The sequence below is a fragment of the Ignavibacteria bacterium genome (assembly GCA_017303675.1).
GTDB lineage: Bacteria > Bacteroidota > Ignavibacteria > Tepidaquicellales > OLB5 > OLB5.
The window spans coordinates 1,220,659-1,240,939 of the sequence record JAFLBX010000001.1 but is presented as its reverse complement, the minus strand read 5'-3'; the positions used below and the strand labels follow the sequence as shown (position 1 = coordinate 1,240,939).

General features: G+C 38.7%; 15 protein-coding genes. 10 read left to right on the top strand and 5 right to left on the bottom strand.

All coding sequences use genetic code 11. From position 1 onward, the window contains the following. Window positions 1-148: 148 nt before the first annotated feature. From J0M37_05640 to J0M37_05605, 8 genes are all read left to right on the top strand, one after another. Window positions 149-553 carry a hypothetical protein gene (locus tag J0M37_05640; GenBank protein ID MBN8584560.1) on the top strand — a complete coding sequence of 135 codons (405 nt, stop codon included), beginning with the start codon at window positions 149-151 and terminating at the stop codon, window positions 551-553. 216 nt (window positions 554-769) lie between these two features. Next, window positions 770-1,174 (top strand): hypothetical protein, encoded by a 405-nt coding sequence (locus J0M37_05635; GenBank protein ID MBN8584559.1) that lies wholly within the window; start codon window positions 770-772, stop codon window positions 1,172-1,174. Window positions 1,175-1,318: 144 nt separating this feature from the next. Then, window positions 1,319-2,596: a diaminopimelate decarboxylase gene (gene lysA / locus J0M37_05630; GenBank protein ID MBN8584558.1), complete on the top strand. Its 1,278-nt coding sequence runs from the start codon at window positions 1,319-1,321 to the stop codon at window positions 2,594-2,596. Window positions 2,597-2,690: 94 nt separating this feature from the next. After that, window positions 2,691-4,805, top strand: a complete 2,115-nt coding sequence (locus J0M37_05625) for a prolyl oligopeptidase family serine peptidase (protein ID MBN8584557.1) — start codon at window positions 2,691-2,693, stop codon at window positions 4,803-4,805. A 69-nt stretch (window positions 4,806-4,874) separates the two neighbouring features. Next, window positions 4,875-5,909: a DUF5063 domain-containing protein gene (locus J0M37_05620; protein ID MBN8584556.1), complete on the top strand. Its 1,035-nt coding sequence runs from the start codon at window positions 4,875-4,877 to the stop codon at window positions 5,907-5,909. Between the two features lie 133 nt (window positions 5,910-6,042). After that, window positions 6,043-6,978, top strand: a complete 936-nt coding sequence (locus J0M37_05615) for a helix-turn-helix transcriptional regulator (GenBank protein MBN8584555.1) — start codon at window positions 6,043-6,045, stop codon at window positions 6,976-6,978. A gap of 52 nt (window positions 6,979-7,030) precedes the next feature. Next, entirely contained in the window at window positions 7,031-8,854 is a 1,824-nt protein-coding gene (locus tag J0M37_05610) for a VCBS repeat-containing protein (protein MBN8584554.1), read from the top strand. A 94-nt stretch (window positions 8,855-8,948) separates the two neighbouring features. After that, entirely contained in the window at window positions 8,949-9,482 is a 534-nt protein-coding gene (locus J0M37_05605; protein ID MBN8584553.1) for a DUF1579 family protein, read from the top strand. A gap of 4 nt (window positions 9,483-9,486) precedes the next feature. Here the strand turns inward: J0M37_05605 and J0M37_05600 are convergent, their stop codons facing one another. From J0M37_05600 to J0M37_05580, 5 genes are all read right to left on the bottom strand, one after another. Further along, complete coding sequence (locus tag J0M37_05600; protein MBN8584552.1) at window positions 9,487-9,996, bottom strand: L,D-transpeptidase family protein; 510 nt, start codon at window positions 9,994-9,996, stop codon at window positions 9,487-9,489. Between the two features lie 50 nt (window positions 9,997-10,046). Further along, the gene (locus J0M37_05595) at window positions 10,047-10,721 is read right to left on the bottom strand and encodes a phosphoribosylanthranilate isomerase (protein MBN8584551.1); all 675 of its coding nucleotides are present in this window, start codon (window positions 10,719-10,721) and stop codon (window positions 10,047-10,049) included. 6 nt (window positions 10,722-10,727) lie between these two features. Continuing rightward, window positions 10,728-12,347: a glutamate formimidoyltransferase gene (ftcD, locus tag J0M37_05590; GenBank protein MBN8584550.1), complete on the bottom strand. Its 1,620-nt coding sequence runs from the start codon at window positions 12,345-12,347 to the stop codon at window positions 10,728-10,730. Window positions 12,348-12,581: 234 nt separating this feature from the next. Then, a complete protein-coding gene (locus tag J0M37_05585; protein ID MBN8584549.1) occupies window positions 12,582-14,318 on the bottom strand; it encodes a hypothetical protein in 1,737 nt (578 codons plus the stop codon). A 214-nt stretch (window positions 14,319-14,532) separates the two neighbouring features. Then, window positions 14,533-15,771 carry an imidazolonepropionase gene (locus J0M37_05580; protein MBN8584548.1) on the bottom strand — a complete coding sequence of 413 codons (1,239 nt, stop codon included), beginning with the start codon at window positions 15,769-15,771 and terminating at the stop codon, window positions 14,533-14,535. Window positions 15,772-16,119: 348 nt separating this feature from the next. Here J0M37_05580 and J0M37_05575 point away from each other — a divergent pair, with 348 nt between their 5' ends. After that, the gene (locus J0M37_05575; protein MBN8584547.1) at window positions 16,120-17,382 is read left to right on the top strand and encodes a T9SS type A sorting domain-containing protein; all 1,263 of its coding nucleotides are present in this window, start codon (window positions 16,120-16,122) and stop codon (window positions 17,380-17,382) included. Between the two features lie 190 nt (window positions 17,383-17,572). Next, window positions 17,573-20,062 carry a T9SS type A sorting domain-containing protein gene (locus J0M37_05570; protein MBN8584546.1) on the top strand — a complete coding sequence of 830 codons (2,490 nt, stop codon included), beginning with the start codon at window positions 17,573-17,575 and terminating at the stop codon, window positions 20,060-20,062. Window positions 20,063-20,281: the final 219 nt, after the last annotated feature.

The window sequence follows — 20,281 nt, the reverse complement described above, 5'->3', positions numbered from 1 at the left end:
TTACACCCGGCTTTTTTGTTGAGTGATGGATAATTCTCATAATTAAATATGATTCTTATAAAAATGTTAAATTTGTATTTCAACAAGTGATATAATTTATTATTTTCTGTTGTGATTTTATTTTTCAACTAACAGGAGAAAATAAAATATGACACTTCTGGAGCTGCTGTATAACCAGCCTGAAAAGATCCTGCTAGACGCAACCAACACACTTGTAAGAGCTCACCTTCCGCATTATAACAATTTCAGCAAAACAGAACTGAAGGAACGTTACAAAAAGCTTCTTGATTCTGTTACAGTTTGCGCTGAAAAAAATTCATGCAAAGAGCTTTCATCATATATGAACAGGCTTTCAGATGAAAGGTTCGCAATGGGTTTTGAGCCTGCAGAAGTACAGGTCGCAATAAATATTTTCGAAGAAGCTCTCTGGAAAAATATTTATGAGCTGGTAGATAGTGATAAACAAAATTCATCAATGAAGCTTATCACAGAAATAATTGCCAGGGCTAAGCAGGAGTTAATAGGCGAATATGCAATTCTGGAACGCAGCTGATAATTAAAAGCTGATCTAGCTGCAGGTATTTACGAACAAGCCGCTTTTTTACAGAAGCGGCTTTTAATTTTTTTAACTTGTATATAGTTATCATACAATACTATGATATTTCTCGCAGGGTTATTTTGAGAAGTTTTTAGTGTATTTCTCAAGTTCATAATTGTAATTATCTTCTTAAGGAATCATACACTAAATTTCAAAATGAGGGGTTATAATATGACACTTCTGGAATTAATTTACAACAAGCCTGAACTGATCCTTCAGGAAGCTACTGCCGCCTTGATGAGGGTACAGCTTCCTCATTACAGTAAATTCCGCCGAGAAGAAATATACAAAAAATATTCGAACCTTCTGCTGGCACTTACAAAGTGCGTAGAGACTCAAAAGTGTGATAATATGATAAGCTACATGGATCTGATCTCAGATGAAAGGTTTGCTGCAGGATTTGAAGAAGAAGAGATTCAAATAGCTTTAAATATATTCGAAGAAGCTCTTTGGAAAAATATCAAGAAGCATATTGATCCAAAAAATCAATTTGCATCCAAAAAAATGGTTACAACCATAATTGATAAAGCCAAGGAAGTACTTCTGGAAGAATATGTAACATTGAGCAAAAGTTAATTTTTATTAAATTCAGTTCGGCAAAAAAGCTGCGGTTAATTCATGCAGCTTTTTTTTTGAATTCATTGAACTTCAATTATACCATTTCAAAAGTCATAACAAAAGTTTATTTTTGCTGTCAATTAAATGAATTAATAAATATATATGAACCACTTTTATTTTAAAGATAACAATTTATATGCAGAAAATTTTTTAGTTGAAGATCTTGCAAAAGAATACGGAACACCTTTGTATATTTACAGCAAGAACCAGATACTTAAAAATTACAGGGAAATCAACCAGCCATTGGTAAATTCAAAGCTTGATTTCATTAATTGCTATGCAATTAAAGCAAATTCAAACCCAGAAATCCTGAAGCTTCTCTCAGAAGAAGGCGCAGGAGCGGAAGTAGCATCAGGCGGTGAGCTTTACCTAGCCCTGAAGTTCGGTTATCTTAGAAATAAAATCACTTTCACAGGCGTTGGAAAAACTGATGAGGAAATTGAATACGCACTCAGGGAAAATATTTTTAATTTTACGGTTGAATCACTGCAGGAAATTAAAGTGATATCAGGAATTGCCCATAAGCTTGGAGTAATTGCAAGGATCTCGATAAGGGTTAATCCGGATATTGATGCAAAAACTCACCCATACATTACTACGGGAATGAAAGAAAATAAATTCGGAATTGACAGCAAGGATATTATGGATGTTTTTAAAACTGCAAGCCAGCTTCCGAATATAGATCTTATTGGAATTCATTCACATATCGGTTCTCAGATAACAGAAGTTAATCCATACATTGAAGCGGTAAAATACCTTGGAGACCTGATAGAAAAAGTTGAAAAGATGGGAATAAATATCCGCTATATCAATTTTGGGGGCGGATTCGGAGTGCAGTATAAAAATATACTTACACACAGGTATATACCCACAGAAGATGATGATACAGCAAGATACTCACCGCTTGGCGAGCATGTTGAATCAGTATTGAAAATGCTTTCTGCTTACAATAAAAAATTAGTCATCGAGCCGGGCAGGTCACTGGTTGCAAATGCAGGTATTCTTGTTGGCAAGGTATTATATACCAAACAGGGTGAGTTAAAGAAATTTATTATAACCGATACAGGAATGAATGACCTCATGCGTCCCTGTCTGTACCAGGCTTATCACCAGGTTGTACCAACAACTTTAAAAGATACCGGCTTTGAAACTGTTGATATAGTAGGCCCGGTATGCGAAACATCAGACTTCCTTGCAACTAAACGCAGCATACAGGTTATGGAGCGCGGCGACCGTTTTGCAGTATTAACAACAGGCGCTTACGGCTATTCGCTATCGTCAAACTACAACGCAAGGCTGCGCCCTGCAGAAGTTCTGGTTGACGGTGATAAGCAGTACCTGATAAGGGAAAGAGAAAAAGTTGAAGAATTGCATTATTAAACCAGTCCTGAACGAAGCGAAGCGAAGTGAAGGTTCTCATAGACTGATTTTACTAATATTTTCAGAGAAAGCAGTTTTATTACTATTTTTTCTCATGACACTACCTGTAATATCCTTCTCACAGGAAGTAACCCTGGAATATATTTTCCAGGATACAGGCATAGTAAATCCGCGCCCCTCATTAAAATTCATTCAAACTGATTCAAAAAAAATATACTATTATGCCGATGATGACTATGACGGCATGCTGAGCCTGTTTGATATGAATTATGAAACCGGGGAGAATTATAAATATTCCGATACTGGTGAAACTGCTTCAGAATTTGTGGTTATGCCAAACGGCAATGCTGTTACAATAATAAGCGGTGACCTTTACTTAACCAAAGATTTTGTCAATTCCCGCAGCTATACCAAAGATATAAGGCTGACAGAAACAGATAAATATGAATATTCACCGCAGGTTATAGGAAGCTATGTTGTTTACAGGCGCAGCGGTAATTATTACCTGGTGAGGTATGACAGTACGAAGGCAAGCTCAAATGAGCTCGCATTAACCGGCGATGAATCTGATTCTGTTTCATACCAGGTAATAGATATGACAGATAGTTTTAGGGCTGATAATGATTGTGTGCTTAGAATTTTTGCTGCCCGTTATGATAACACTACCAAACGCCCGCTTGTATTTCCTGATTACAATGAAAAGTTCGTTAAAGCCGAAACAAAAAAACGCGGTATATCAAAAGTTAAACTGTTTGATATTGCTATAAAAAGGGCCGGGAAAGATTCATTATATAAGGTTATAAATGAATTTGTGTATCCTGACAGCCAGAGGTATTCAACTACTTTCGCGGAATACTCCACTGACGGCAGCAAACTGCTGCTGGATATCGAGACAATGGACCGCCATCACAGAAAGCTTTTCATTTACGATGTTGTTACTAAGAAGGTTCAAGAGATCTATACTGAATCTGACCCTGCATGGTATGAAAGGCACTCAAACAGCACTTTATTTATTGATAGCCAAACAGTTTTGTTCGAGTCTGAAGTATCCGGTTTCAACAATCTTTACAAGGTTAACATAGATGGCACAAATTTTACACCGGTAACACCGGGAAATTTTACAGTACTTACTTCTGTAGTTGACCGGACAGCCGGTAAAGTATATTTTACTGCTAACGCTGAAGTCCCCTATATCTATAATATATATTCAGCGGATCTGACAGGCGGTAATTTTACAAAATTAACCACAGCCGAAGGCGATGCTGAAGACCTGAAATTATCACGGGACGGGAAATACCTGTTTTATTCACATTCATACATTAATAAACCGAATGAGCTTTATTCATACAGCCTGGAAACAGGTGAGGAAAAACAGCTTACCAATACTATATCACCTAAATTCACAGCAATTGACTGGAATCTGCCGGAGCTTATTACATTCAATAATGAAGAAGACGGGCAGCTGATTTACGGATTGTTATACAAGCCGAGAAATTTTAATCCGAAGAAAAAATACCCGCTGATATGTTTTGTCCATGGTGCAGGCTACCTTCAAAATGTTACATTCGGGTTTTCACCTTACCGCGATAACTTTATGGTAAATACTTTCATCACCCAAAATGATTTTGTTGTGCTTGATATCGATTTCAGGGGCAGCATGGGTTATGGTAAGGAATTCCGCAACAAAACTTACCGGAATCTTGGATATTGGGAAGTATCAGATTACATAAGCGGCATAAACTTTCTGGATGCAAAAGGTTTTATTAATAAAGATAAGGTCGGGATATACGGCGGCAGCTATGGCGGCTTTACAACACTGATGGCGATGTTCAAACACCCTGAGCTTTTTAAGGCGGGTGTATCACTGCGCGCAGTATCAAACTGGAAAAATTACTACTACAGCAATTACTGGTACACGCTTGCAAGGTTTGGTGACCTTGAAACAGAAGATGTTGCGGAGTATTATGAACGATCTTCACCATATACTTTCGCAGAAAACCTGCAGGGACATTTACTTATGACACACGGTATGCTGGATGATAATGTGTTTTTCCAGGATATGGTGCAGCTTACACAAAAGCTTATTGATAACAAAAAGGATTTTGAGGTCATGATCTATCCCAAAGAAGCTCACGGTTTCTACAGGCAAACAAGCTGGCTGGATCAGTACAAACGTATAACCGGCTGGTTTGAGAAGTATTTGAAGTAGAAAAGCACTCACCACTAAGGCACAAAGGGCACTAATAGTTTTAATTTAAAACCATAAATCTTGAGCATTATGGAATACTTAAAAGAAATTGTTCATTATTTCAAAGATAGTGATATAGGAATAGGATTAGATTTAGAACCGGAAAATAAAGTCGCTGTAATTTTAACAGGTAAAGTTAATATTGAAGAAATATTTGCTACTCTTTCAGATAATGTTACTTTTGTCGCTGAAAATATTCAACCTTACGAACATCTTAAATCAAAATACTCAGGTTTGAATTTAGTTGTAGGCGACATAATTAATACAAATCTAAAAGAGAAAAGTATAGATTTTATTATTGTCAATTCCGCCATAATAAAACTTGATTGGCAATCTGTAAGAAATGAACTTAAAAGGATTTCATCAGCAGATGGTTATTGCGATGTTGCAATAATTGATGATAGCGTTAACAAAACAATTAATAATGAATTTTTAGAATTTCTGTATGCTGGAAGCTGGTATGAAGCAAAAGAATTTGTCTCAAATAATGAGCATAAAGTCAAAATTTACCACAATCCAATTGGCTTAAATGAAGAAGAATTAAAAGTCAAAGAAATTACTGATTTTATTAGCGCGTGCGAAGATTACTGCAAAGTTCTTGAAAACTACAATAAATATTCAGTTAAAGACTTTTTATATCATATTCAGAAAACTTTAGTGAATTATTATTCAAAGGGATTTGATTTACCGAATTGCAGTAGAGGCAACATAGTAAAATTTGATCGTAATGAATTTAGAGATCTTTCAAAATTTAGGTATTATTTAGAAAAGTTGAGTATATTTCTTAAAAATGTAGAACCATACTTCAGTAACTTTGATCCGTACCCAGATTCAGATGAGATTGAAGAAAAAGAAGTAACCCCTCAAAGTCTTGCAAATGACCTGTCAGAAATCTATCATGATATTAAATCAAATTTGTTAGTATTTAATACAAACTCGATACCTGATCAACAAGATGCAATTTGGCATCTTAAATTTGATTGGCATGGACATACGGGAAACCACTGGACATTTGCCGTAAGAGCTATACACTGGAAACTGCAGGAATTAAGGTATGAAGATTAAACTCTAAGTGTCCTGAGTGACTTAGTGGTGAATATTCTTCACATTCAAAATTAATAATTTCCCCTTTCGTGGTTTCTTTTATCCATAATTTTCTCTAAATTTAGCTTAATTAAACAGGTATTACACATACAAAATGAGTGTTAAAGTAATAACACAATTTCCGGATCTGGAAGATTTCAGGTTCAACAACAGGCAGTGGAACAGGCAGTTTGTTGAGCAGAACGTTATACTTAACGGAAGGTTTTCATACCTTTATTATCCTGAACACTGGACGACTCTTTCTCTTAAATTCGCGTTCGGCGGAAGCGAACAGTACATATTGGGCAACATGAAATATGGAGTTCGGGATAATACATATCTGATACTTAACAGGGATTCAATATATCAGAGTCTTATAGATTCCGATAGTCCTGTTGAATCATTTACACTGAACTTCACGGCAAAATTTGTTGAAGATGTGTTTTACTCAACGTTCAATAACGATGAATACCTTCTGGATTTCCCCGAAGTAAGGGATAAATATCCGGTGAACTTTTTTCAGAAGCTGTATCATACAGATATCACTCTTGGCAATTATGTAAACAGTATCAGATTTGCTTTAAAAAGCGGATATCATGATACCGTTATGCTGAATGAATTAATGCACGGCATACTTGAGCATACTTTCCGGGTTCAGCTTGCTGCATCAAAAAAGGCTGATGAGCTGAGATCAGTAAAACGCTCTACACGCATCGAGCTTTTTAACAGGCTCAATAAAGCAAAGGATTATATCGTATCAAACTGCCACGAACCGATAGATCTTGATATTCTTTCGAAAGTATCTTCACTCTGCACACATCATTTCCTCAGGCAGTTCAAATCATATACAGGTTTATCCCCTTATCAATTCTTGAAACAAACCAGGCTTGCAAAAGCCAGATCACTGCTTGAAAACACAAGCTTATCAATTACCGAAATTTGCCAGGATTGCGGGTATGAATCTCTAAGTTCCTTCAGTTTTTTGTTCAAAAACACATATAATCTATCGCCTGAAAATTACAGGCTCTCAAAAAAGTCAATTTTCAAATAATGCGGTAACAGCCCACTTCCTATATTTGTAAAAACTTATAAGGAGGTACTTTTTGCGGTATTTTATTAAAACTTTCAGCCTTTCACTTCTATTTTTACTTTATTTTCCGGGTTCAGCTTCAGCGCAGTTTTTTGTGAAGGTAACTGATGCTTCAAATCCAATTGTCAATGAACCGCTCTCGGGTAATTACATAGGTACGAGCTGGGTTGATATTGACAATGACGCTCTGCTGGATCTGTATATTTCACGAAGCCAGATATTCAAAAATCTCGGAAACGGAAATTTCATCAAGCTTACAAACTCGATCCCATTTATAGGAACTGTTCTTGGTAATTCATGGGCTGACTATGATAACGACGGGTTTATAGATTTCTTTGCTGTATCAACAAATCAGGGCGCGCCATACTCACACTTATATAAAAATAACGGCAACGGAACATTTACAAAAATACTAACCGGTTCAATAGCAGATTCAAGCGCAAATACTGGCTGGGGATGTGTGTGGGGAGATGTAAATAATGATACCTACCCTGACCTGTTTATTGCAGTTGCTTCAGGTTTCGGAGGTGTTTCTCATCAAAACCGCTTCTTTTATAATAACGGCAACGGAACTTTTACGCGGGTAGATACCACCGATATTACAGATTCTATTGATGCATTTACAGTTCCAATGTTCAGTGATTATGACCAGGATGGTGATATTGACCTGTTCATAGGCACGGGTCCGGCAAACAGTATCGGCGGAAAGGATTACCTTTACAGAAATTATCTTAAGGAACAGAATGTTCCATATTATTTCAACAGAATAGATACAGGGATAATCGGAACTGATATTGTTGACGGTCAGAACTGGAACTGGATAGATATAGATAATGACGGTGATCTTGATGCATTCTTAACAAATTATTCAACAAATATCAGGAACAGGCTTTACAAGTGCGAGGGACCGCGGTATTATGTAAAAATGACTGCAGCAGAAGTGGGAAGTATTGTAAGTGATGCAGGTGCATGGCTTGGCAATACCTGGGGTGATTTTGATAATGACGGAGATATTGATTGTTTCATAACAAACGATGCCGGATTCAGCAGGTATTATTCCAATAACGGCAGCGGTTTCTTTATAAGGATTGATACACTTGCAGTTAACATTAACGGCCAGACTTATGGAACAACATTAGCTGATTATGACAGCGATGGAGACCTGGATATGTTCATTGCCGGTACAAATGCAACCAAAGGACTTTTCAGGAATGAAACGAATAATAACAATAAATGGGTGAACATTAATTGTATAGGCTCGGGTCCAACCACGGGTATGACAAATAAATCGGCACTCGGTACAATTGTAAAAATTAAAGCTGTTATAAACGGCGTGCCAAAATGGCAGATACGGGAAATTAACGCTCAGAACAGCTTCAATTCAATGAATATGCTGAATGTTCATTTTGGGCTGCACAATGCGACGATTATTGATTCTATAATAGTAAAATGGGGCGGCGGGTTACAGCAGGTGTTTACCAATGTTACACCAAACAAGTTCTACCGGCTGGTTGAAGGACAGGGTTTGAACGAAGTAATTATAGGTCTTAGCCAAACAGGAACAGTAATACCTATCATCTACAAACTTGAGCAGAACTATCCTAATCCATTTAACCCTGTTACTAAAATACGGTTTGCAATTCCGGGATCTTCAAATGTAAAACTCTTTGTTTATGATGTTACCGGCAGGCTGGTTTCTGAATTGGTTAATGGTGAGCTAAACGCGGGTGAATATGAAACAAATTTTAATGCTGAGGAATTTACAAGCGGTGTATATTTTTATACAATGCAGGCAGGCAATTTTAAGGAAACGAAAAAACTGGTAATCATTAAATAAATTTCAAGCGCCTGTTAAGCAACGAGGGCGGTCAAGCAAAGCTGTTGTACAGCCAGGCTTGATTTATTAACAGGCGCTTATAAAATAATAAATTATGGAAATAACATACAAAGCTGCATTAGCAGTAATATTCATTTTAGCAGTAACACTTTCAATAGCCGTTACCCATGCGCAGACTGAGGATAAACCATGTATGGCTCCTGAAGCATCGCAGTTTGATTTTTGGGTCGGTAACTGGCAGCTTAACTGGAAGGACCCTGATGGCACTGTAAAAACCGGTACAAATGTAATTACAAAAATACTGGGAGGCTGCGTAATTGAAGAGAATTTCACCTCAGGTGACGGGACTTTTCTGGGCAGGAGTGTTTCTGTATATAACCCGGCTAAAAAAATCTGGCAGCAGACCTGGGTAGATAATAACGGGGCTTATATGGATTTTACCGGCGGTAAGGACGGTGAAAACATGTACATGCAAAGAAAAGTTTTGAACAAAACTGGAAAAGAAATAATCCAGAAAATGACATTTACCGATATTAAGGAAAGCTCATTTACATGGCTGTGGGAGTCATCGGCTGATAACGGGGCTACATGGATGCAGATATGGAAGATTCAATATACAAGGAATTGAATGTTTACTTATTTATAAAAATCGGAGTGCCGTCACTAACGGCGCTCCAAATCTCCCTGATTTCTTCATTTGTTACAGCAATGCAGCCATCAGTCCAGTCATTATTAACATAATAATTCTCAAGAAACCCTGTATTGTTAGGCAAACCATGAATCATAATATCTCCGCCTGGAGAGTAACCGTTCATTTGGGAATTAAGCTTATCCTGTTCATTGGGATATGATATCCTGAGAGATAAATGATACTTGCTGTTTGGGTTCCTTCCGCTTATGCTGTAAAGGCCTTCCGGAGTTTTTTCATCCCCCTCTTTTTCTTTATGTCCCACAGGGTTATCACCTAATGATATGCTGTAAGTTTTAAGGATTTTACTCTTAAAATATAGCAGCATTTTTCTATCAGCTTTGAATACAACAATAGAATCCGATACTGATCCCTGCGGCAGAGGTGTTTTGACAATCCCCGTATCACCGGGAAGAAATAAAAAGTAAGACACTGCCCCTGCAAGTAGCAGCACAATTACTGAAGTTAAGAATATTAATAAAATCTTTTTAATAAGAAATTATATTAAGCTGATTTAAATTTTCTAATTTCATTGAAAAAATCCCGAAGCTTTGCTTCATCCAGCCGTCCTGCTGTTCTAACGCCGCTGCAAAGATCAATGCCGAATGGCTTTACAAAATTAAAGGCATCATTTACATTTGCCGGATTTATTCCACCGGCCAGGTAAACCGGAATTTCAGCCAGCTCACGAATTTTCAGGCTAAGCTCCCAGTTATGAGTTCTGCCGGTTCCGCCAAGCTGCTTTACCGCAAGCGAGGGGTTCCCGGAATCAAGCAGCAGTGCATCTGCAAATTGTGCATACTCCGCAGCTTCTGCCGCTGAATCTTCATCTATAACATGAATAACCTGTACAAGCTTAATACCGGGAAGCTCTTTCCTAAGGGATCTGTAAACCATGGTTTCGATTCTGTCAACTATCTGTATAGTTGAAGTATTTACTTTATTATGATGGCTGATAATTTGATCCGCTGTTGTTTCACTAGTCAGCAGAAAAGTTTCTATGTTCTCAGGTGCGTAAGCGGAAATTTCAGCGATCAGTTCATCACTAATAACACCGGGACCGCTGGGCATATTTCCAACAAGCCCCAATGCGTTTGCTCCGTACTTAATGGCAAGAGCTGCTTCTTCTATACTGCTTATGCAGCATATTTTTACAACAGGATAATTGGCGGGGCTCAATACTTTTTAATTTCTGCTGTTCAATATTTTCTCAACTTCAGCCAGGTTCTTCTCAGCGCGTTTCATGATATCACCGGCTTCCTTCATAACATCTTTTTTATACTTTTCATCGGTTACCTGTCCCATGTTTATTTCAACATTCTTTAATGCGCCCCAAATACCGGTTTCAAGAGATTTTGCGCCAACGGCAAGATCACTTGCCGAGCTTGCGTTGCCAAGCTTTGCAAGCTCAACCATATACGGCCAGCATTCATCAGCTGTTCTCATTACACCAAGCGGTACATTAATAGCTTTTTTCAAACCCTCCTGCATAAGCTGTGAGCGGTGTTTTTTCTGCTCATCAGTATCTTTGGGCAATTTCATTGCAGTCATGTAATCATTAAATGCATTAGTATCGGCATCTATCATTGGAATAAGCTTTTTCATGTTTTCATGCAGCGGTGCTATCAGCCTTCTCATATCTGCATCAAGATGCTCGAATTTTTTTGTGCCGTAGCTCATCCAGCCCATCATTGCGCCAAGTCCTGCGCCCATTGAAGCTATTAGTGCTGAAACACTGCCGCCCCCGGGAGCTGAAGTGCGGGCACCAACAAGCTCAACAAAGCTGCGAACTGTCATAGATGCAAGCGGCTCATTCCCGCTTTCGGCTATCATGTATTCAATTATTCTTTTTTCGGGTATAAACGGAGATACAGAATTAAGTCCAAGCCTTTCAACAACAAGCCTTATTTTCTGTTTTTCATCAACAATAAACAGCTTTTCTTTCTGTATATAATATTCAGCAGCCATTAGCATTGCTTCAAGCGGTATCAACCCAACCAACTCACTGCCTGCTGCCGCGAGATTAAGTTCTTTTGCGTCCTTAACGCACTCTTCAAATACAATATGAGGAGGCGTAATGGTATAGTTATCCAGATTGATAGATACCTGTGCCATGTTGTATTCATCAACATACCAGCCAATGGCTTTGATAGCTTTTAGTCTGCCCGGTTCATTAGGTCCCCTGCCCTGCTCGCGGATATTTAGCGCAATGCGGTGAGCCTGTTCTTTGGTGCCGAGTATATTCACATTATACGCTATCAGGAAAAATCTCGCACCTGTGACCATAGCCCCGAAGCGCGGATTGAATTCCTGCGGACCGAAATCGGGTTTCCATTCAGGTTTAATTATCCTGTCTTTTATTCCTTCATACTCGCCTTGCCTTATTTGCTTTAATGCTTTGCGTGCTGGATTTGTTGATGCTTCTTCATACAAATATACCGGCAAGCCAAGTTCTTCGCCAACGCGTTTTCCGAATTTTTTGGAGCACTCCACGCAGTCTTCGGTGGTGACTCCAGCCACAGGCACAAAGGGGCAAACATCAACAGCACCCATTCTTGGGTGCGCACCGGAGTGCTTTGTCATATCAATTAATTCATAAGCTGTTTTTGTGAATTGAAATGCCGCTTCAACTACGGAGTCAGGGTCGCCCACAAATGTAAATACCGTGCGGTTTGTCGACCTGCCCGGATCTACATCAAGCAGTGTAACACCTTCTACTGCGCGAACTGCATCTGCGCAAGCGTTGATAACTTTTTCATCTCTTCCTTCGGAAATATTGGGAACACATTCAACTATTTTTCTCATATAAATTGCGATAAATTTTGTAAATATACTACAAAGTTAGCATTTATTATTGAATGTTTAAATGTAAGGGATTTTCACAATAATCATTAAAAATGGTTTATTTAAGGCATATAAACACCATAAAAAACAAAAATCCCGCTAATAAGATCAGCGGGAATAATTGCGAATACTGTTGAGAATCTGTGGTATTCAATTGATATTTATTTTATGTTAACTATTAATTTCTATTTCCTCTCAATCAACATCGGGGTGGCGCACAACACAGAATTTACCGTTGGTAATAGTGATCTCACCCTGTCCTGACTGGAATGTTCCTTCGAATGTACCTTTGATATCTTCTCCAACAGCGCCGTAATGTGTTACATTGATGTTCAATGTTTTAGCTGCCGCTGAAACAAGGTTTTTATAAACCAGTGAGCCTGACTGCCATGCAAAAGAACCTGTGGTTTTGCCGGGAAATACCAGTGAAAACGAAGCTGTATCCATTCCCGCAGCAGATAATCCTGTTACGCTATCTTTAACTGAGTAGTAACCCAATGCAACTGCAGTCTGAAGCCTGACATATTTATTATTATATCCGGCGCCTGTGATAACAAAGCTGTTTTCGCAATCACCCGGATTGCCGCTGCATGAACGCAGATCGCCAAGATTCAAAGTAACTGCAGAGGAAGGTGTCTGAACAACTGTATCTATCACCTGCCCGTTATACGAAGTGAACTTCAAACGCGCCTGTTTATTCGGGGCAACGTAAATCCTGAATGCACCAGTCTGTGTAGGCATGATACCCTGGTTCCGGTTATCCCAGAAAACGGAAAGTGTACCGAATATATTATTGTTGTTACAATCTTTAAATGTACCGGTAATTACAGGGAAACATGCAAGCTGGCAAAGCGGCACCTGGTAAACCTGGTTCTGAGTTAAAGAAGGGATCTGTACAGGAGCGCTTGACATGCCGAAATTCTGTGAAGCTTCGACTGATATTGTGAATTCAACGCCGGTGGGAACTGTGCGGACATAATTCCCGAACTCATCAGTTACAGCAATTGTCTGTCCTACTTTAACAACAACACCGGGTATCGCATTACCCTGGCAATCAACAACCTTTCCTTCTACTCTTGTTAAGTAGCCCGGGTAATCATTGTTCCAGTCAGTAAAGTGATTAACGGTGCCTACATATTTATTACCCTGTTTTGTGGCAACGCCTTCTTCACGCCAGAGACCTGTGTTCTCATCAAAATACCAGAGGGGAATTGTTGCCGGCGCCTGTGATACCAGTGATGCCGGGATAGTTGTTGTAATAGTTGAGGGCTTGCTGCCTGTTACGTTTAATTTTTCGCCTGAAGGTGATTCCATTTCAACCTTCATTATTCCGTATGAATACAGTACCGCGTCACTTGAATCACTTCTTCTCGCCATCATATCGCCGCCTGCAACTGTTTCTGTGAATTTAACATCGGTTGGGTCCATATATACCACAGACATATTAACCGGCCCGTCATAAGTTGAACCGTCATTCTTGACTACAGAACCGGGCTGAATTTCAACCATTGAGCCGTTGTTTAGATTTGCCGTTCCCCCTGAAGTTGAGTTAATTGTATGTGTTACAGATTTAGGCATCATTGTAAGCTTAAGTACAGTTGCACCCTGTTTCGGCTGTTCGCCGCGGGTTGCCGTAAAGTAACCGTGTTTTTCAGCTTTAACAAACAGCCTGTTTGCGGGAACAGTGATATCTGTGAACATAAACTCACCGTTTGCACCGGAAGTTTTTATCTGACCGTGAGCTGTAACTGTTACCCCTGAGATCGGCTCGTTGTTTTCATTTACTACAATCCCTGAAATTGTGGTAGTTGTATTGCCGCCATTGTTGTTGGGATTGTTAGGTGTTATACTGCCATCTTCACTGCAGCCTATGGCTGCTATCAGAATAATAAGAAGATTTGCTATTAAAACTATCTTTAATACTTTGTTCATTTTGTTTGTGGTTGTTAGTTAGTTAGTTAATTACTTATGAACAAAGATATAATTACATATCCACAGGGCAAAAGCGATTTTGCCCATAAATTAAAACCCGAAGGCTGTATTAAACATTAATTGTGAAGGAAAAGTGCAGAATAATGCAGTTTTTTGGAAGATTTTAAGGATTTAACTTATAGAATAAGGTGTTAAGATTTAATGTGTATGGCATTTAGCCGTATATGACTTCACCTCTTTTTATAACAGCTTCCGCCTGGTTTATGCCAAAATGATAGAGGAGGTCATTGTAATTGGGAGTATCAAAAATTACCATATCTGCCTGCTTGCCTGTTTCGATGCTGCCAACGTTATGTGATATCCCAAGCGCAGCAGCGGCATTAATAGTTACAGCATTGATCACTTCCTCCACGTTCATTTTGAGCATGTGAACCGCCATACTCATTGAAAGCTGAATATTTTCGCTCATAGCGCTGCCGGGATTAAAATCAGTTGCGATGGCAACGGGAATTTTACTTTCTATCATTTTGCGCGCAGGCGCATAGGGGATATCAAGAAAATATGATACTGCAGGAAACACTACAGCAATTGTACCGGAATTTATTAGCGTTTTGATGTCGGATGGTTTCATGACTTCGAGGTGATCGACTGAAATTGCGCCGCACTCAATGGCGGCTTCGATGCCGCCGATGGAATAAAACTGGTTTGTGTGAAGTTTGGGTACCAAACCGAATTTGATACCCTGCATAAATATTTTTTTTGTATCAGCCACAGAAAAATAATTTTTCTCGCAAAATGCATCAATAAAAGTAGCAAGTTCGCGTTTTGCAATTTGCGGTATCATTTCATAGAGTATTTCTTCAAGATATTCTGTTTTGGTTTTATCTTTGGGGTAAGCATGCGCGCCGAGAAAAGTAGAATAGATATCAACAGGCAGCTCACTATTGAGCTCATTTATAACCTCAAGCATTTTCAATTCGCTTGCCGTATCGAGTCCGTAGCCTGATTTTGCTTCAATGGTAGTTACACCGAAGCTCACAGATGAGATTATTCTTTTCAGGGCAAGCTCAATAAGCTCTGCTTTTGATGCTTTTCGCGTAGCTTTAACGGTGCTTATGATTCCCCCGCCGGCTTTTGCAATTTGCTCATAGGTGCTGCCTTTAATGCGCATAGAAAATTCATCAGCGCGGCTGCCGGCAAAAACGAGGTGTGTGTGTGAATCAATAAACCCCGGCAGCACGCATTTACCGCGCGCGTCAATTTTTTTCATTTTGGCTGATCTAAAGCGTGCCGGCAATTTATTGCCTATCCATTTTATTCTGCCGCCATCGGTGTAGATGCTGGTATTTTTCAGCAAACCTATTTCAGACTGGAATTTACCTGCTTTGAATTTTCTGCCCTGTGTATGGCAGGTTACAACCTGCGATGCGTTTTCTATGAGTAGGCTCATTATGTTAAAGTATAGTTATACAAATATAGTATAAGCAGAATTGTAAAAATATTTAAAATTAATTCATAAAAAGGAAAATTTTTACCGTTTTACTGTTATACTCACAAATTGCCCTTGCAATTGCAATCATTTTTTTTTTTTTTTTTTAGAAACGATCTTATAGAAAAATGTTACGACTACCCATAATTACCTTTGCATTGGTGATTATTAATAATTTAACGGAGTAAAAAAGATGAGACAACCTGTATTCTTGTTTTTGATGCCGCGCATATTAAAGGATTTCTCCTGAATACAGGGGGCAGTCCTTTTTTGTTTGATAGATTATTTAATTTTAATTTAACAATAAGTTTTATGAAAAAATTATTATACATGGTATTTGCCATTTCTTTGTTGCACAATGTTGCTTGGGCACAGTGGGTGCAGCAAAACAGCGGTGTGACAACAAGCCTGCTTGATATTGATTTTATAAATGAAAACACGGGCTGGGCATGCGGTGATGGCGGGGTTGTTGTAAAGACCACAAACGGCGGAGTTAACTGGGTACAACTAAATACCGGACTTTTTAAAAGGCTTGAGGGCATTGATGCCGTTGACGCCAATACAGTTTACAGTGTCGGCTGGTTTCAGACTATCATTAAATCAACCAATGGGGGAAGCAACTGGCAGATTATCAGGGATGGACCAACGGGTGTTGGCTCAACATTTTTTAAATGCTTCTTCATAAACCTTAACACTGGTTGGCTTTTAAGAAGCGGAGGCGGATATGTTTTAAAAACAACAAACGGAGGGATTTCCTTTGATTCAGTATTCACAAATAATAGTTTTAACAGGGATATCTATTTTAAGGACGCAAACACAGGTGTAATTTGTGGTGACGGTGCATGGATAATCCGATCAACCGATGGCGGTGTAAGCTGGGTGCAAATATCACTGCCATTGTTAACAAGCGCTCCTAATTTGTACAGAATTAGTTTTGTGGGTAACACAGGATGGACAATCGGTGAAGGCGGTGAATCCGGGTTAGGCAGAATGGTTTTCAGAACAACAAATTTTGGAATCTCTTGGGACAGTATTGCAAGGGTGCCTTACCCGAATAACGAGCTAATATATTCAGTCTTTTTCGCTAACAACAATACCGGTTATTGTGGCGGGACTTTTGGACATATTTTTAAATCAACCAACGGTGGAATTAGCTGGTATCAGCAAAACGTGCCGATAAATGGATTTAGAAACGACTTCTGGTTTTCAAATGACACTACCGGCTGGGTAGTTGGGGGAGGTGGCTATATTCTTAAAACTACTAATGGCGGAACCTATGTGAATGTATCAAGTAACCAAACTCAAATGCCAAATAAGCATGCAATTGGCAAAATATATCCAAACCCATTTAATCCTGAAACAAATATTCATTTTGAACTGGCGTTTGAAGATGACATTAAGATAAAAGTATATGATATGCTGGGAAAAGAAATATTCGAATTAATAAATAAAAAAATGCAAGCAGGCAGATATGAGGTAAAATTCAACGGTATTTCGTTAAGCAGTGGTATTTATATTTGCAGGCTTGAGTCAAAGAACAATATACTATCAAAAACTATTGTTTTATTGAAATAAAGAGAAAGGAGGTTTTAATAATATGCCGCCATGGTTTTAGATTAAAGGCAAGCTAAGGGATTCCGCGACCGCCAAGTTTTGGAATAAAAGCAGAACCGCTAAAAAGCGGCACTGCGCCCTTTTGCCTGCCATAATTTTTTGTCAACAAAAATAATTCAACTTTTTAATAAAAACTAAACAATTAAACAGTATGAAGACAATAAAGGTTCTTTCAATATTATTTCTATTTTCATCTATAGTTTATACACAAAATAACAACGCATTCAGGTTCAATTGCATTGTTCCCGGTACACCACCGGAATCTGCTCCTTCACTGGAAGGTGGATTGTATAAACCTGAAAGTATTGCGGATTACACTTCTGAACAATCCGCATATTTTCCGGTTTTGATAGTTTATGTTCAATTTACAAATGATCCAGGCGGTGATGTTGAATGGTGGCCAAGCTCACATGATCAGCCGCCAACGTATATGGGAAATGTTATTGCTACTGCTAAATCTTCAAACTTTGGTTCTAACTGGTGGGATGCGTACAATGGAAATACAGCAACATTAAGCGATTACTGGATGGAGGTATCCCGCGGAAAATTACATTTGGTAGGAAAGGAAGTTCATGTAGTCCTCCCGCACGAAGTGAGCTATTATAATCAATTTTCTAATGGGAAAGACAGCGTAATGGAACACCTTTTTAGAGCATTGGAAAATAATCTCGATATTAACTGGCCAACTTATGATAAGTGGTCAAAGGTAGGTGGTAATTTTGTTTATGGCGATGGTGATGGATTTGTTGATATGATTTATATTGTAGCTAAAAGTAATCCGTGCAGTCCGCATTATACAGACGGGTATTTCAGGCCTTATGGAGTTAAGGATAACTGTACACATGGAAGTGATCACACAGTATATAACAGCGGCGGAGATACTATAAAAATAAGAGGAGCATTTAATGAAACCGGTTCCGGTTTCCAGATATCGCCCGGCGGATGTGAAAATGGTGTTTTGTACGATCCTTTGGATAAATGGGCACTTGTGAGCTTTTCAGGACACGAACACGGCCATTATTTTTTTGGTTACGGCAATTTTTTTGAATTTCATCAGCCGTATTCAAAAGTAAATAATTACTGGGGTTTGGAAGAATACTTGAGCCCGTATGAACTAATGCTGTTAGATTACCAACAGCCACAGGTTACAGATTTTAATGATGTTACTCACAGTATCGGTGACTGGACTTCAAGAGGAAGTACTTCACAAATGCTGAAGGTACCAATTGGAAATTCAACCAGAAATGAGTTTTTTATTATTGCAAACAGACAAAAGGAATCTTACTACGATAAAATAATGTGGGGAGATACCTGTCATGATAATCCTTATTTCAATTTAGGCGATCAGGAACATTACGGCAAAGGCATATACATATATCACGCATATCCCGGTGAAATTCCTGGTGGCGGATACCCGTTTGGAATTCATATTGATCAGGAATGCGCAGATGGTTTATGGAACTGGACACACTCCTACAATGCTGCCCCTGATTGGGATCCTACCAATTACTGGCTGCCTGTATTTGAAAAGTCAGCTCCGGTGTTTAATGTTAACGATCCAAGTTCGTTAACATACAGTTTAACAGCACGTGACGGAAAAAATGTAAGCAAAACTATGTCTGGCTTCAATCATGTAAAATGGTTCAGCAAAGGTAAAAAAGAATCTCAGCAATACGGGACAGGAACAGATAGACTGTTTACAAATTCCGAAGAAGACTGGACTTCAAGAGAGTGGAAGGGTGATAGATGGGATGCATGGAGAGTAGATTACAATGAAGTATTTTCGCCATACTCAAGTCCTTCAACGGTTAACTGGGATAATGAAAATTCGGGAATTTTTATTTACCTAAATTCAATGTCAGGCAACACAGCTAATCTGGAAATTTATAAAGTCGGTGAAGGAGGCTGGGATTTAGACGAAATCCTAGAAGCTACACCGCCTTCAAAGCCAATGCTTTACAGGGCTGTTGAAGTTGCTAATTGTAACGGAACTGTGGGTCACCCAAGGATAATATGGGATAATAATTTAGAGCCTGATATGGAAAGGGTTGTTTCCAGGGATACTTATAAAAGATATAAAATATACAGGGCTGCATCTTCTAATCCTAGCGTAGCTCCGTTAACTTATACTTACCATGCAACTTATGATGATTACACGCCCAATGATACGGCAAATTTCATAGATAATAGTATTTTGAACGGCACAGAAGTATCATGCGGAATTGGTGGGGCAAACGTAAACGATACATACTTTAGGTACAAAATTACAGCAATAGATAAATATGAAGACGAGTCAGTTAAGTCTGATTTCGTTTCTATATATGGTAGCTCCATAATACCAGATAGTCCTAACTTTACTACCAACGAAAATCCAATGAGTTTTGCTCTATTGCAAAACTATCCAAATCCGTTCAATCCTTCTACAGAAATTAAATTCGAGCTGCCGCAGAATACTTTTGTTACACTAAAAGTATATAACGCAGTTGGTCAGGTTGTAGCTGAGCTTGTAAACAATGAATACAAAAACGCAGGCAGATACTCTGTAAGCTTTGACGGAACAAACCTTGCCAGCGGTATTTATTTTTATTCAATTGAAGCCGGTGTTTACAAAGATGTCAAGAAGATGGTGCTGATAAAGTAAGATCAAATATCAGAGATCAGTTTCAATAAAGCAAAACAAATTTATTGATCCGATGACCTGAAGTTATCGGATTAATATAGTAAAGCAAAAACCCCGCTAAAAGCGGGGTTTGAATTTTGTACTTTTTGAAACTCCGACAAAGCCGGACATCTTGTTATTATTGCTTTGTGTTTTTCTATCCCGCCAAGGCCCCAAAGGGGTAAACAGGGACTTCTGTTC